Here is a 13169-nt window from a genome sequence, read left to right as displayed (position 1 = left end):
ATCTTATGTCTTAGAATCGCAAGAGGCTAAAAATGATCGTCAATTCCGATCAAACGTCGTTCCTGTTCGGGAAGCTGACATGGGAGTCCATCCCGCTTCACGAGCCCATTCTTGTCGCAACCTTCGCGGCCGTGGCTCTGGGCGGTATCGCCGTCGTCGGCGCCCTCACCTATTTCCGCCTCTGGGGCTATCTCTGGAATGAATGGTTCACGAGCATCGATCACAAGAAGATCGGTATCATGTACATCATTCTGGCGCTGGTCATGCTGCTGCGCGGTTTCGCCGATGCCATCATGATGCGCGTCCAGCAGGCGATCGCGTCGGGCGGATCGGAAGGTTACCTTCCGCCGCACCATTACGACCAGATCTTCACGGCCCACGGCGTCATCATGATCTTCTTCATGGCCATGCCGATGATCACGGGTCTGATGAACTTCGTCGTGCCGCTGCAGATCGGCGCACGCGACGTTTCGTTCCCCTTCCTCAACAACTTCTCCTTCTGGATGACCACGGCCGGCGCCGTCATCACCATGATCTCGCTGTTCATCGGTGAATATGCGCAGACCGGCTGGCTGGCCTACCCGCCGCTTTCCGGTATCGATGGAAGCCCGGGGGTCGGGGTCGATTATTATATCTGGGGTCTGCAGATCGCCGGTGTGGGAACGACGCTATCGGGCATCAACCTGATCGTGACGATCATCAAGATGCGCGCGCCTGGCATGACCATGATGCGCCTGCCGATCTTCGTCTGGACATCGCTGTGTTCGAACATCCTGATCGTGGCCTCCTTCCCGATCCTGACCGGCACGCTCGCGCTTCTCACCCTCGACCGTTACGTTGGCACCAACTTCTTCACCAACGATCTCGGCGGCAATCCGATGATGTATGTCAACCTCATCTGGATCTGGGGCCATCCCGAAGTCTACATCCTGGTGCTGCCGGCCTTCGGCGTCTTCTCGGAAATCGTCTCGACCTTCTCCAACAAGCGCCTTTTCGGTTATGCCTCGATGGTCTACGCCACGGGCGTCATCACCATCCTCGCCTATATCGTGTGGCTGCACCACTTCTTCACGATGGGTTCCGGCGCAAGCGTGAATGCCTTCTTCGGCATCACCACGATGATCATCTCGATCCCGACGGGCGCGAAGATCTTCAACTGGCTCTTCACCATGTATAAGGGCCGTATCAAGTTCGACGTTCCGATGCTCTGGACCATCGGCTTCATGATCACCTTCGTCATCGGCGGCATGACCGGCGTTCTTCTCGCCGTTCCGCCGGCGGACTTCGTGCTGCACAACTCGCTGTTCCTCATCGCCCACTTCCACAACACCATCATCGGTGGCGTCGTGTTCGGTGTGCTTGCGGGTATCGTCTACTGGTTCCCGAAGGCCTTCGGCTACCGGCTCGATCCGTTCTGGGGCAAGCTGTCCTTCTGGTTCTGGTTCATCGGCTTCTATTTCGCCTTCATGCCGCTTTATATTCTCGGCCTGATGGGCATCACCCGCCGGATCAGCCAGTTCGAGGATAATTCCCTGCAGATCTGGTTCGTGATCGCCGCATTCGGCGCCTTCCTGATCGCGCTCGGCATAGCCTCCTTCGTCATCCAGCTCATCGTCAGCTTCCTGAAGCGCGACAAGCTGCGTGACGTGACCGGCGACCCCTATAACGGCCGTACGCTGGAATGGTCGACGTCTTCGCCGCCGCCCGCCTACAACTTCGCCTTCACGCCCGTCATCCACGATGTCGACGCCTGGGCGGATATGAAGAAGCGCGGTTACAACCGTCCCAAGGAAGGCTTCATTCCGATCCATATGCCGAAGAACACCGGCGCCGGCGTGATCATCAGCGCCATCAGCGTGGTTCTCGGCTTCGCCCTGGTATGGCACATCTGGTGGCTTGCGGCTCTGTCGATGCTCGCCATCATCGCGGTCTCCATCGCCCATACCTTCAACTACAATCGCGATTATTACATTCCGGCTTCCGACGTTTCGACGGTCGAAGCGGAACGTACCAAGCTGCTCGCGGAACAGGCGTAACGGAACATGTCTCATACACCTGCACAAAGCGTCGACGGCGCTGAACCACCGGTCTTCTACCTGAAGGAAGACCATCACCCGGAGAACGGCACCTCGCTGGGCTTCTGGCTCTACCTGATGAGCGACTGCCTTATCTTCGCGACGCTGTTTGCCACCTATGCCGTTGTCGGCCGCAACTATGCGGCCGGCCCTTCCGGTGCCGACCTGTTCGACCTGAAGCTGGTGGCGATCAATACCGGCTTCCTGCTTTTCTCCTCCATCACCTATGGCTTCGCCATGCTGGAAATGGAAAAGCAGAAGGTAAAGGCCACGCTGGTCTGGCTGGGTGTGACCGGCCTCTTCGGCCTCGCCTTCCTCGCGGTCGAACTCTACGAGTTCCATCACCTGATCGCGGAAGGTGCCGGTCCGCAGCGTTCGGCGTTCCTGTCGGCCTTCTTCGCGCTGGTCGGCACGCACGGTCTGCACGTCACCTTCGGCATCATCTGGCTCGTCACGCTCATGTTCCAGGTCGCCAAGCACGGCCTGATCGCGGCAAACAAGCGTCGCCTGATGTGCCTGTCGATGTTCTGGCACTTCCTTGACGTCATCTGGATCGGCGTCTTCTCCTTCGTTTACCTCATGGGAGTTCTTTGATGAGTTCCGAAGCACACGCACATCACGACGCGCATGGCGACGACCATCATCACCATGATGGCGCGAGCCATGGCACCTTCAAGAGCTACATGATCGGCTTCGTCCTGTCGGTTATACTGACGGCGATCCCCTTCTGGCTGGTCATGGGCGACGTTCTTGAAAACAAGACCCTGCTGGTCATCGCCATCATGGGTCTCGGCGTCATCCAGATCTTCGTGCACATGATCTACTTCCTGCACATGGACACCAAGTCCGAAGGCGGCTGGACCTTCATGGCGCTGATCTTCACCGTCGTGGTGCTCCTGATCACGCTCTCCGGCTCGCTCTGGGTCATGTACAACATGAACAAGAACATGATGCCGCTGCACATCGAGGATGTGAAAAACCTGCCCTGAGCAGCAGAGACCTACGGCCTGCCGGGTTTCCGGCGGGCCGCCTTCGCGCCAACACATAACCCCATGAATCCTGGTGCGATTTATGGGGTTATTTGCTGAAAAAAGCGCATGCGGGCGCTAGAGTTTTTTCGCTTTTCTTCGAATCGCGAAAACACTCTAACTCTTTGTTTTGGCGCATTTCCGGACGGAAAACCGGGTTCCACTTTTCCTGGAAATGCTCTAGGAAACCCGCCAAAGCAGACTGGTTTCTGCCAGGCGCGCTTCGCAAGGACCGTGACATGAGCGAAACCACACCCCATAACCGGCGCATCCGCCCTGCGGCCATCGTCGTCCTGTTCCTGACCGTTGTTCTGACGGGTCTGCTGCTCGCGCTCGGCACATGGCAGGTCAAGCGCCTTTCCTGGAAGCTCGATCTTATCGAGCGGGTCGAAGCCCGCGCCCATGCCGATCCCGTCGACGCCCCTGCCGCCAAAGAATGGCCGGTGCTCGGCGATCCGGCGGAATACGAATATCGCCGTGTGAAACTGTCCGGCACCTTCCTCAATGACAGGGAGGTTCAGGTCTATACGGTCACGGACCTCGGCCCCGGTTACTGGGTGATGACGCCGCTCAAGCGCGACGATGGCTCCAGCATCATCGTCAATCGCGGCTTCGTGCCGTCCGACAGACGCGACCCGTCCTCCCGCCAGGAAGGCGAACCGGCCGGAAAGGTCGAGATCGTCGGGCTGATGCGCGCGCCCGAAACCGGCGGGCTTTTCCTGCGCACCAACGATCCGGCAAATGGCCGCTGGTATTCCCGCAACATTCCGCAAATCTCGCAGGCATCCGGCCTTTCCGATGTCGCGCCGTTTTATGTCGACGCCGATGCGACGCCCAATCCGGGCGGCCTGCCGGTCGGCGGCAAGACCATGCTCACCTTCCCCAACAATCACCTCTCCTATGCCGTTACGTGGTATATTCTGGCGGCGATGGTGGTGGCTGCGGGGTGGTATGTCCTGCGCAACCTCAACGCCCCCAAACCGAAACGGGACGAGGACTAAGCAGCTGGTTTTACCGGATGGTTCATAAAAGCACTTCCTTCTTCACGTTTTGCTGATCTATAACGGCAGTTCGGCCTGACATTGCCCGTCGGCGCATTTTGTTTCGGTGAGTTATGGCAAGAGCATTTCTTCTCGTTCTGGATTCCTTCGGCGTCGGCGGCGCGCCCGACGCGGAGCGCTATGGCGATCTTGGCGCAAACACACTCGGCCATATCGCGGAATTCTGTGCAGCGGGCGCTGCCGACAAAGCGGGGCTTCGCTCCGGTCCGCTGAAACTGCCGAACATGTGTTCGCTCGGCCTGCTGGAGATCGCGCGGCAGGCAAGCGGCGACATTCCCGCCGGCATGGAACCGCCGGAGCGCATTTTCGGCCTACACGGCTCCGCCAGCGAAATCTCCAAGGGCAAGGACACGCCTTCCGGCCACTGGGAGATCGCCGGTACGCCCGTCACCTTCGACTGGGGATATTTCCCGACGGAAGGCGATGCGTTTTCGCCGGAACTGGTGGAAGCGATCTGCAGGCAAGCCGATATTCCGGGCATTCTCGGCAATTGCCATGCTTCCGGCACCGAGATCATCGCTGCGCTCGGCGAGGAGCATATCAGGACCGGTAAACCGATCTGCTACACCTCATCCGATTCCGTTTTCCAGATCGCCGCGCACGAAACGCATTTCGGCCTGGAGCGCCTCATCGCGCTCTGCGAGACGGTGCGCAAGCTGCTCGATCCGCTGAATATCGGCCGCGTCATCGCCCGCCCCTTCATCGGCGAAACGGTCGCCACCTTTGAACGCACCGGCAACCGTCGCGATTTCTCCGTTCTGCCACCGGAACCGACCCTGCTCGGCAGGCTTGTGGAGGCCGGCCGAAAAGTGCACGCCATCGGCAAGATCGGCGATATCTACGCCCATCAGGGTGTGACGCGCGTCATCAAGGCAAATGGCAACAGCGCCCTGATGGATGCGACATTGCAGGCCATCGATGAGGCCGAAAACGGCGATCTCGTCTTCACCAATTTCGTCGATTTCGACATGCTTTATGGCCATCGCCGGGACGTTGCCGGTTACGCCGCAGCCCTCGAGGCCTTCGATGCGCGAATCCCCGAAATCCATCGCAAGATGGCGCCGGGTGACATCGCCCTTCTGACCGCCGATCACGGTTGCGACCCCACCTGGCGGGGCACGGACCATACACGGGAAAGGGTGCCGATCATGGCATTCGGACCGGGCATTCGCTCACGCGATGTCGGCATCCGTTCAAGCTACGCCGATATCGGCGAAAGCATCGCCCACCATCTTGGCATCGAGGCCGGTTCTCACGGCAGGAGCTTCATTTGACATCGCATTTGCTGAAAGCGGAAATTCACTGCCACATCGAAGGTGCGGCCCCGCCCGCACTCGTCGCGAAACAGGCGGAGAAATACGGTATCGACACCAGCGGCTTTCTGCGGGACGGCCAATATGTCTGGTCGGATTTCGCCGAATTCATCCGTTGTTACGATGCGGTGGCGCAGGTGTTCAAGACGGATGAGGATTATGCCATCCTGACTGAAACCTATCTGACCGAACTTGCCGAAGCCAATACCATCTATAGCGAGCTGATCATTTCGCCCGATCACGGCGACCGCATCGGGCTCGGTGCCGACGCCTATCTGGCCGGCATTGCCGAAGGCATCCGCATCGCAAGGGAAAAGACGGGGATCGAAACCCGCATCATCGTCACCGGTGAGCGCCACTTCGGCCCGGAGCGGGTAATCGCCGCGGCCGAATATGCGGCACGCGCCCAACATCCGCTGGTGACGGGCTTCAACATGGCCGGCGAAGAGCGCATGGGCCGCGTCGCCGATTATGCACGTGCCTTCGACATCGCCCGCGATGCCGGCCTTGGGCTGACCATTCATGCCGGCGAGGTTTGCGGGCCGGAAAGCGTTGCCGATGCGCTCGACCTCGTCAAACCGTCTCGCATCGGGCATGGCGTGCGCGCCATCGAAGATGCCGGTCTCATCGCCCGGCTAGCCGAGGCGGGAACGGTTCTGGAAGTCTGCCCCGGCTCGAATATCGCGCTCAACATCTATCCCGATTTTGCCAGCCACCCGCTGAAAGCTCTGAGCGACGCCGGGGTGCGCGTCTGCATCAGTTCCGACGACCCGCCATTCTTCTTCACGTCGCTTGCGCGGGAATATGCGCTGGCTGCGGATGAGTTCGGCTTCAGCGATGCCGAGATCGACCGTATGACGCGGACCGCACTGGAATGCGCCTTCGTGGACGAGGCGACACGCGCACGACTGCTTGCGAAACTCGATGGCGCCTGACGCTGCGGTTCGCGGGGGTAAAACCGCGAAGAAGGCTTGCGAAAAGCGCGCTTTCGGTGAATTACAAGGCATAAGATAAAAGGAAGGCCAGTTTCATGGACGGCGTCACAGTCATCGAACATCCGCTGGTGCGGCACAAACTTACCATCATGCGCAAGAAGGAAACTTCCACGGCCGGCTTCCGCCGCCTGCTCAGGGAAATTTCAACGCTGCTCTGCTATGAAGTGACGCGCGACCTTGAGATGACGATGGAAACCATCGATACGCCGCTCGAAACCATCGAGGCCCCCGTGCTCGAAGGCAAGAAGCTGGTTTTCGCCTCCATCCTGCGCGCCGGCAACGGCCTGCTGGAAGGCATGCTCGAACTCGTTCCTTCGGCGCGTGTTTCCCATATCGGCGTTTATCGCGATCATGACACGCTGGAAGCTGTCGAGTATTACTTCAAGGCTCCGGAAAGCCTCGATGCGCGCCTTATCATCGTTGTCGATCCGATGCTGGCAACCGGCAATTCCTCCATCGCCGCCGTTGAGAAGCTGAAGGAGCGCGGCGCGAAGAACATCCGCTTCCTGTGTCTGCTGGCGGCGCCCGAAGGCATCAAGAACTTCCGTGAAGCGCACCCCGATGTGCATATCTACACCGCCGCGATCGACAGCCATCTGAACGAGAAGGGTTATATCGTTCCCGGTCTCGGCGATGCCGGCGACCGCATGTACGGCACCAAATAACGCCGTTCATCATCGCTTAACCGTTTGAGCCATTCGCCGCCTCCACCAGCGGCGAATGGCTTTTTATTTTAAGGTTTCAGCATGTTTTGCGTCTATTCTGGGCAAGAATAACCTGCCCCTGGAGGAGCAAAGACTTGCTGACGCGCGCGATTTTCCTGCTTGTTGGCCTTTCCCTCGGCGCAACGCAAATTCCGGCGCTGGTGGAAAAGTTTCAGCCGCGCCCGGAAGCAAGCATTGAGAAAGCGGAAGTCAGACCCGAAGCGGCCAAGCCGGAGCCCGTTTCGCTGGGCGGCGTCAATCTGAAAGCGGATGCCCGCGGCCACTTCAACGCCACCTTCCGCATCAACGGCAAATCCTTCGACGGACTTGTCGATACCGGCGCTTCCATGGTCGCCATCAACGAGACGATTGCGCGCCGGCTCGGTTACGGCGTCAACAGCCTCGATTATAAATATGCGATTTCAACGGCCAATGGCCAGACCATGGCCGCCTATGTGAAACTCGACCGGGTGGAAATCGGCGCTATCCGGGTTCAGAACGTCGACGCCATGGTGCTGAAGGACAATGCGCTTAGCAACATGCTGATCGGCATGAGCTTCCTGAAACAACTATCGTCCTTCAAGGTATCGGGCGGCGAGATGCGGCTGGTCAGGTGATCCGCTCAAGAACGGGCGCACCAATCTCCGGCGCGCTGTCAGCAATTCCGTAGCAGGCCGCTACCCTTTTCACGGCGCGTTCCGCTTCGTCCCTGGAAGCGGCATGAACGGTGGCGAGCCGCTCGCCCTTTTCCACTTTTGCACCGAGCGGCAGAATATCCGAGATACCGACGGACGGATCGATCGTGTCCGATGGCTTTCTTCTGCCGCCGCCGAGTTCGACGACAACCATGCCAAGATCGCGCGTGGCGCAGGAGGCGAGCAAACCGCTGCGCTCCGCCAGAACCGGAAGAATGACCGGCGCTGATGGCAAATAGCGCGACGGGCGCTCGACGAAATCCGATGGACCACCCAGCGCCGAAACCATCCGTGCAAAGATTTCCAGCGCCCGGCCGGAGGACAGCGCAGCCGACGCCAGCGTCTCTCCTTCCTCCAGCGTGACCGCCTTTTGCGCCTGCACCAGCATTTCCGCCGCAAAGGACAGGACTACCTTTTCAAGACGGGTGCCGGCCTTGCGACCGGCCAGAAAATCCAGACAATTGACGATTTCGACCGCATTGCCAGCGGCATCGCCAAGCGGCTGGTTCATGTCGGTTATCAGCGCCGTTGTCGGCAGGCCTGCGCCATTCGCCACATCGACCAGCGCGCGGGCCAGATTGCGGGCATCCTCAACGCTCTGCATGAAAGCACCGCTGCCGACCTTCACATCCAAAACCAGCGTCTGCAGCCCGGCCGCAAGCTTTTTCGACAGGATGGAGGCGGTGATCAACGGTATGGAATCGACCGTCGCGGTCACATCGCGAATGGCATAAAGGCGTTTATCAGCGGGGGCGAGATCGCCCGTCTGACCGATGATGGCGCAGCCGACCGTCTTCACCGTCCGGCGAAACAACACCTCATCCGGCATGACGTTGTAACCGGGGATCGCTTCCAGCTTGTCCAGCGTGCCGCCGGTATGGCCAAGGCCCCTGCCGGAAATCATCGGCACGGCGAGACCACAGGCGGCAACAATGGGGGCGAGCATCAGGGAGACGTTATCGCCAACACCGCCGGTGGAGTGCTTGTCCGCCACCGGCCTGCCAAGATCGCTCCAGGACAGAACCTCACCGCTGTCGCGCATGGCGAGTGTCAGCGCCACCATCTCATCCCGGCTCATGCCGCGAAAGAACACCGCCATGGCAAAGGCAGCCGCCTGCCCTTCCGAGATGCCGTCTTTCGAAAGCGCCTCTATGAAAGCGGCAATCTCCCGAGGCTCAAGTGACAGGCCATCGCGTTTGCGGCGGATGATTTCCTGCGGGATCAAGCTCAATACCCGCTGGCGGCCTTGGCGGGCTCGCCGCCTGCCAGCACGTTCAGCACATCATCGAGAACACCCGAAGCGCCGAAACGGAAGGTGGACGGCATGGCCCAGTTGGGCGCCATGATGGTTTCCGCCAACCTGAGGTAAAGCGTGGCGTCTTCCACCGTGCCGATACCGCCGGCGGGCTTGAAACCAACCTTCTGCCGGCTGTCGCGGATCGCCTGCAACATGATGTCGGCTGCCTCCAGCGTGGCATTGATGGCAACCTTGCCGGTCGAGGTCTTGATGAAATCGGCCCCTTCGGCAATGGCGAGTTCGGATGCGCGACGGATCAGCGCCTTGTCCTTCAACTCGCCGGTTTCAAGAATGACCTTGAGCAGCACGGGTGCAACGCAGGCCTTGCGAACGGCGGCCACCATGGTGGAAACCGCCGTTTCATCGCCGGCTATGAATTTGCGATAGGGAATGACGAGATCGATTTCGTCAGCGCCGTCGCGGATTGCCGCCTCGGTTTCGGCAACCACGGTCGCGATGTCGAGATCGCCCGAAGGAAAATTGACGACCGTGGCGATGCGGATAGCATGGTCTTTTCCGAAAGCAGCACGGGCCTGCGCCACGAAGCGCGGCCAGATGCAGATTGCAGCCGTATTGCCATACTCCGTATGCGCCCGCTGGCACAGAGCGGCGATCTGCTCGGGCGTGCAGTCTTCCTTGAGATTGGTCAGGTCCAGCAAGGACAGGGTGAGGGCAGCCGCTTCGCGCGGACGCTGGAGTTCCATGGTCACGCTCCTCCTGCGATCATTTCCTTCAGAATGGCGGCAAGCCTCTTGCCACCCACGGGAGCCATATCCTTGGTTTCTTCATGGCTCAGTTCCGCGCCGGTCATGCCGGCACCGTAATTGGTAATAACCGATGCGGCGGCAACGCGCATCCCGAAAAAGCGCGCAAGGATGACTTCCGGCACGGTGGACATGCCAACGGCATCCGCCCCCAGCAGCCGCGCCATGCGGATTTCCGCCGGCGTTTCGAAGCTCGGGCCGGAAAACCACATATAGACACCGCCGAACAAAGGCACCGTGGCGCGGATGGCGGCGTTGCGCATGGCAAGCATCAGATCGGGATCGTAAGCGGTGGTCATGCCGACGAAGCGGCGGTCGCTTTCCTCGCCAATCAGCGGGTTCATGCCGGAATAGTTGATGTGATCGGTGATCTGCATGACCGAGCCGGGCGGCATATCCTGCCTGACCGAACCTGCCGAATTGGTGAGGATGAGCGACTGCACGCCGAGACCGGCCAGCGCCCCGATGATCGCGCGCATGGCGGACGGATCGCCCTTTTCGTAATAATGCACCCGGCCGGAGAGCATCATGACCGGCTCACCACCAAGATAGCCCGCCACCAGCTCGCCCGCATGGCCGGAAACGCCGCTCGCAGGAAAACCGGGAAGTTCGGCATAGGGCACCCGGATCGGATCGCTGACGTCTTCCACCAGCGAACCGAGGCCCGAGCCGAGGACGATGGCGACGCGCGGCATCAGGCCGTTCAGGCGCTCCACCAGAATATCGATCAGCATATCCGGCATCAGGGCAGCTCTGTCTTGAAGCTGAAGGGCAAAAGCTCTTCCATGGTCATGACCTTCTGCACGCCGGTTGCGTCGCAGAGATAGACTTTCGTATCCGGCGTGGCGAATTCGGCGATCTTCTGCCGGCAGCCGCCGCAGGGTGGGCAGAGAGCAAGTTTTTCGGCGATAACGGCGATTTCACTGATCTTCTTCGCCCCACCCATGATCATGGCGCTGATGGCGGAAGGTTCAGCGCACCAGCCCTGCGGGAAGGAAAGATTCTCGATATTGGCGCCCTTGTAAATCTTGCCGTCTTCGGCGCGGATCGCCGCACCGACCGGAAATTTCGAATAGGGCGCATGGGCAAAGGCCATGGCCTCCACCGCCGCCTCGAAAAGGGCATGGGACATCGGGTCTCGGGACATGGATTTAACGCTCCTTCGCATAGGCAACGCCACCGGCCTTGGGGGGCTTGGCGACGCCGATGAAACCGGCAAGCAGGATGCAGGTCAGAATATAGGGCATGGCCTGGAATATCTGCACCGGCACCTCGCCGATACCCGGCACGGATTTGCCCTGCATGAAGTTGGCGAAGGCATCCAGAAAACCGAAGAGCAGGCAGGCGAACATGACCGGCACCGGCTTCCATTTCGCGAAGATCAGCGCCGCTAGCGCGATATAGCCCTTGCCGGCCGACATGTTGGCGATGAAGGCCGCCGACTGCGCAACGGCGAGATAGGCCCCCGAAAAACCGCAGAGGAAACCGGCAACGATGACGGCGCGGAAGCGCATCCATGTCACCGAAATGCCTGCCGTATCCACCGCGCCCGGGTTTTCACCCACGGCGCGCAGACGCAGGCCGAAACGGGTGCGGTAAAGCACCCACCACGACAGCGGTACCGCCAGAAAGGCGAGATAGGTGAGGATATTGTTGCCGGAAATGACATTGGCATACAGCGGGCCGATGAAGGGCACCTCGCGCATCGCATCCGCACCCGGCAGGATGATCGGCGCAAAGCGGCCCTCGGACGGCAATTGCGGCGTGCGGCCGCCTTGCCCGAACCAGGCCTGCCCCAGAACCACCGTCAGGCCGGCGGCGATGAAGTTCAGCGCCACGCCCGACACGATCTGGTTGCCGCGATTGGTGATGACGGCGAAACCATGGATCAGCGAGAAGAGGATGGAGATGGTGATGCCCGCCAGCAGACCGGCCCATGGATCTGCCGTGAGATAGGCGACGCAGGCGGAAGCGAAGGCCGCCGCCAGCATCTTGCCTTCAAGGCCGATATCGAACACGCCAGCGCGTTCGGAAAAAAGCCCGGCAAGTGCGGTGAAGAGAAGCGGGATGGTGAGGCGGACGGTCGAGCCGAGGATGCTGACCAGCATATCGAAGAAATCCATATCAGCTCACCCCTTTGCCAAACGCTGGTAGATGCGGACGACCGCCGGCCGGTACATATATTCCAGCGCGCCGGCGAAGAGGATCACCAGACCCTGAATGACCACGATCATTTCGCGGGTAATGTTCGGCATCTCGAAGGAAAGATCCGCACCGCCCTGATAGAGAATGCCGAACAGCAATGCCGCGAAGATGATGCCAAGCGGATGGCTTCGCCCCATCAGCGACACGGCGATGCCGACGAAACCCGCACCGCCGACGAATTCCACCTGCAGGCGGGCTGAAGCGCCCATGACCGGGTTCAGCGCCATCATGCCCGCAAGACCGCCGGAAATCAGCATGGCGATGATGACCGTTCGCGCATAGGGAATGCCGGCATAGATGGCGGCCGACGGGCTGATGCCGAGCGTGCGCATCTCATAACCGAGCTTGGTGCGCCAGATCAGCACCCAGACGAGGAAACACATGACCAGCGCGATGATGAAGGAGACGTTGAACGGCGCCGGCCCGAGCTTAAGGCCGAACAGCGCCATCAGCCAGTCCAATTTCGGCAATTGCCCGCCCGGCAGGAAGGTGCGCGTTTCCGGCGCCATCTTGCCCGGCACGATCAGCACATTCACCAGCAGATAGACCATCAGTGCAGCTGCGATGAAGTTGAACATGATGGTGGTGATGACGACGTGGCTGCCGCGTTTTGCCTGCAACCATGCCGGAATGAAGGCCCAAGCCGCGCCGAAAAGCGCGGCACCGATGACGGCGAAAGGCATCGTCACATACCACGGCACGTAACGATCAAGCGTCAGCGCCACCAGCGCCGCACCCAGACCGCCAATATAGGCCTGACCTTCGGAGCCGATATTGAAGAGGCCGGCATGGAAGGCCACGGCGACGGAAAGGCCGGTGAAGATGAAGCTCGTCGTGTAGAACAGCGTGAAGCCGATGGCGTCGCCACGGCCGAGCGCACCTTCGATGAGCAGGCGCAGCGCCGCCAGCGGGCTTTCACCGATGGACCAGACAACGAGGCCGGAAATCAGAAAGGCGGTGACGACGTTCAGCAGCGGCAACAGGCCGTAGCTGATCCAGTTTGGTAGGGGAACGGAAGCGGTGCTCATTCAT

At 60.3% G+C, this 13169-nt stretch carries 14 protein-coding genes; 8 read left to right on the top strand and 6 right to left on the bottom strand.

All coding sequences use genetic code 11. From position 1 onward, the window contains the following. Positions 1 to 32 precede the first annotated feature (32 nt). The 8 genes from cyoB to FGF54_RS14055 all read left to right on the top strand — a co-directional run bounded on the left by cyoB (position 33) and on the right by FGF54_RS14055 (position 7793). Positions 33 to 2036 (top strand): cytochrome o ubiquinol oxidase subunit I, encoded by a 2004-nt coding sequence (gene cyoB / locus FGF54_RS14090; RefSeq protein WP_003524365.1) that lies wholly within the window; start codon positions 33 to 35, stop codon positions 2034 to 2036. 6 nt (positions 2037 to 2042) lie between these two features. Next, on the top strand, positions 2043 to 2669 hold the full coding sequence (cyoC, locus tag FGF54_RS14085) for a cytochrome o ubiquinol oxidase subunit III (protein ID WP_003524364.1): 627 nt from the start codon (positions 2043 to 2045) through the stop codon (positions 2667 to 2669). Then, a complete protein-coding gene (cyoD, locus tag FGF54_RS14080) occupies positions 2669 to 3064 on the top strand; it encodes a cytochrome o ubiquinol oxidase subunit IV (protein ID WP_003514416.1) in 396 nt (131 codons plus the stop codon). Before cyoC ends, cyoD begins: the two co-directional genes overlap by 1 nt. A 278-nt stretch (positions 3065 to 3342) precedes the next feature. After that, entirely contained in the window at positions 3343 to 4104 is a 762-nt protein-coding gene (locus tag FGF54_RS14075; protein ID WP_168208104.1) for an SURF1 family protein, read from the top strand. 113 nt (positions 4105 to 4217) lie between these two features. Next, complete coding sequence (locus FGF54_RS14070; RefSeq protein ID WP_142779987.1) at positions 4218 to 5438, top strand: phosphopentomutase; 1221 nt, start codon at positions 4218 to 4220, stop codon at positions 5436 to 5438. Further along, complete coding sequence (locus tag FGF54_RS14065; RefSeq protein ID WP_142779986.1) at positions 5435 to 6412, top strand: adenosine deaminase; 978 nt, start codon at positions 5435 to 5437, stop codon at positions 6410 to 6412. The genes FGF54_RS14070 and FGF54_RS14065 overlap by 4 nt, the downstream gene beginning before the upstream one ends. 95 nt (positions 6413 to 6507) lie before the next feature. Then, positions 6508 to 7137, top strand: a complete 630-nt coding sequence (gene upp / locus FGF54_RS14060) for a uracil phosphoribosyltransferase (protein WP_003524359.1) — start codon at positions 6508 to 6510, stop codon at positions 7135 to 7137. Positions 7138 to 7271: 134 nt separating this feature from the next. Continuing rightward, positions 7272 to 7793: a TIGR02281 family clan AA aspartic protease gene (locus FGF54_RS14055; protein WP_142779985.1), complete on the top strand. Its 522-nt coding sequence runs from the start codon at positions 7272 to 7274 to the stop codon at positions 7791 to 7793. On the opposite strand, the gene deoA is transcribed toward FGF54_RS14055, so the two are convergent. From deoA to FGF54_RS14025, 6 genes are read right to left on the bottom strand one after another with little or no spacing between them, the layout of a single operon-like run. Further along, entirely contained in the window at positions 7786 to 9102 is a 1317-nt protein-coding gene (gene deoA, locus FGF54_RS14050) for a thymidine phosphorylase (protein ID WP_142779984.1), read from the bottom strand. The genes FGF54_RS14055 and deoA overlap by 8 nt on opposite strands. Beyond that, the gene (gene deoC, locus FGF54_RS14045; protein WP_003524355.1) at positions 9099 to 9872 is read right to left on the bottom strand and encodes a deoxyribose-phosphate aldolase; all 774 of its coding nucleotides are present in this window, start codon (positions 9870 to 9872) and stop codon (positions 9099 to 9101) included. Before deoC ends, deoA begins: the two co-directional genes overlap by 4 nt. Positions 9873 to 9874: 2 nt before the next feature. Then, a complete protein-coding gene (locus FGF54_RS14040) occupies positions 9875 to 10675 on the bottom strand; it encodes a purine-nucleoside phosphorylase (RefSeq protein WP_003524354.1) in 801 nt (266 codons plus the stop codon). Continuing rightward, a complete protein-coding gene (locus FGF54_RS14035) occupies positions 10675 to 11064 on the bottom strand; it encodes a cytidine deaminase (protein WP_168208102.1) in 390 nt (129 codons plus the stop codon). Before FGF54_RS14035 ends, FGF54_RS14040 begins: the two co-directional genes overlap by 1 nt. Before the next feature lie 19 nt (positions 11065 to 11083). After that, entirely contained in the window at positions 11084 to 12055 is a 972-nt protein-coding gene (locus tag FGF54_RS14030) for an ABC transporter permease (protein ID WP_142779982.1), read from the bottom strand. 6 nt (positions 12056 to 12061) lie between these two features. After that, positions 12062 to 13165, bottom strand: coding sequence for an ABC transporter permease (locus tag FGF54_RS14025; protein ID WP_142779981.1), 1104 nt, complete (start codon positions 13163 to 13165; stop codon positions 12062 to 12064). Between the last annotated feature and the right edge of the window lie 4 nt (positions 13166 to 13169).

The sequence above is a fragment of the Agrobacterium sp. T29 genome (assembly GCF_006970545.1).
Lineage (GTDB): Bacteria > Pseudomonadota > Alphaproteobacteria > Rhizobiales > Rhizobiaceae > Agrobacterium > Agrobacterium leguminum.
Note: the sequence above shows the minus strand (reverse complement) of the source record. Positions and strands in the feature narration are given on the sequence as shown.

Bases quoted from the DNA above. Each gene is read 5' to 3' on its own strand.
- cyoB (WP_003524365.1), top strand. From the start codon at position 33: ATGATCGTCAATTCCGATCAAACGTCGTTCCTGTTCGGGAAGCTGACA.
- cyoC (WP_003524364.1), top strand. From the start codon at position 2,043: ATGTCTCATACACCTGCACAAAGCGTCGACGGCGCTGAACCACCGGTC.
- cyoD (WP_003514416.1), top strand. From the start codon at position 2,669: ATGAGTTCCGAAGCACACGCACATCACGACGCGCATGGCGACGACCAT.
- FGF54_RS14075 (WP_168208104.1), top strand. From the start codon at position 3,343: ATGAGCGAAACCACACCCCATAACCGGCGCATCCGCCCTGCGGCCATC.
- FGF54_RS14070 (WP_142779987.1), top strand. From the start codon at position 4,218: ATGGCAAGAGCATTTCTTCTCGTTCTGGATTCCTTCGGCGTCGGCGGC.
- upp (WP_003524359.1), top strand. From the start codon at position 6,508: ATGGACGGCGTCACAGTCATCGAACATCCGCTGGTGCGGCACAAACTT.
- deoC (WP_003524355.1), bottom strand. From the start codon at position 9,872: ATGGAACTCCAGCGTCCGCGCGAAGCGGCTGCCCTCACCCTGTCCTTG.
- FGF54_RS14040 (WP_003524354.1), bottom strand. From the start codon at position 10,675: ATGCCGGATATGCTGATCGATATTCTGGTGGAGCGCCTGAACGGCCTG.
- FGF54_RS14035 (WP_168208102.1), bottom strand. From the start codon at position 11,064: ATGTCCCATGCCCTTTTCGAGGCGGCGGTGGAGGCCATGGCCTTTGCC.
- FGF54_RS14030 (WP_142779982.1), bottom strand. From the start codon at position 12,055: ATGGATTTCTTCGATATGCTGGTCAGCATCCTCGGCTCGACCGTCCGC.
- FGF54_RS14025 (WP_142779981.1), bottom strand. From the start codon at position 13,165: ATGAGCACCGCTTCCGTTCCCCTACCAAACTGGATCAGCTACGGCCTG.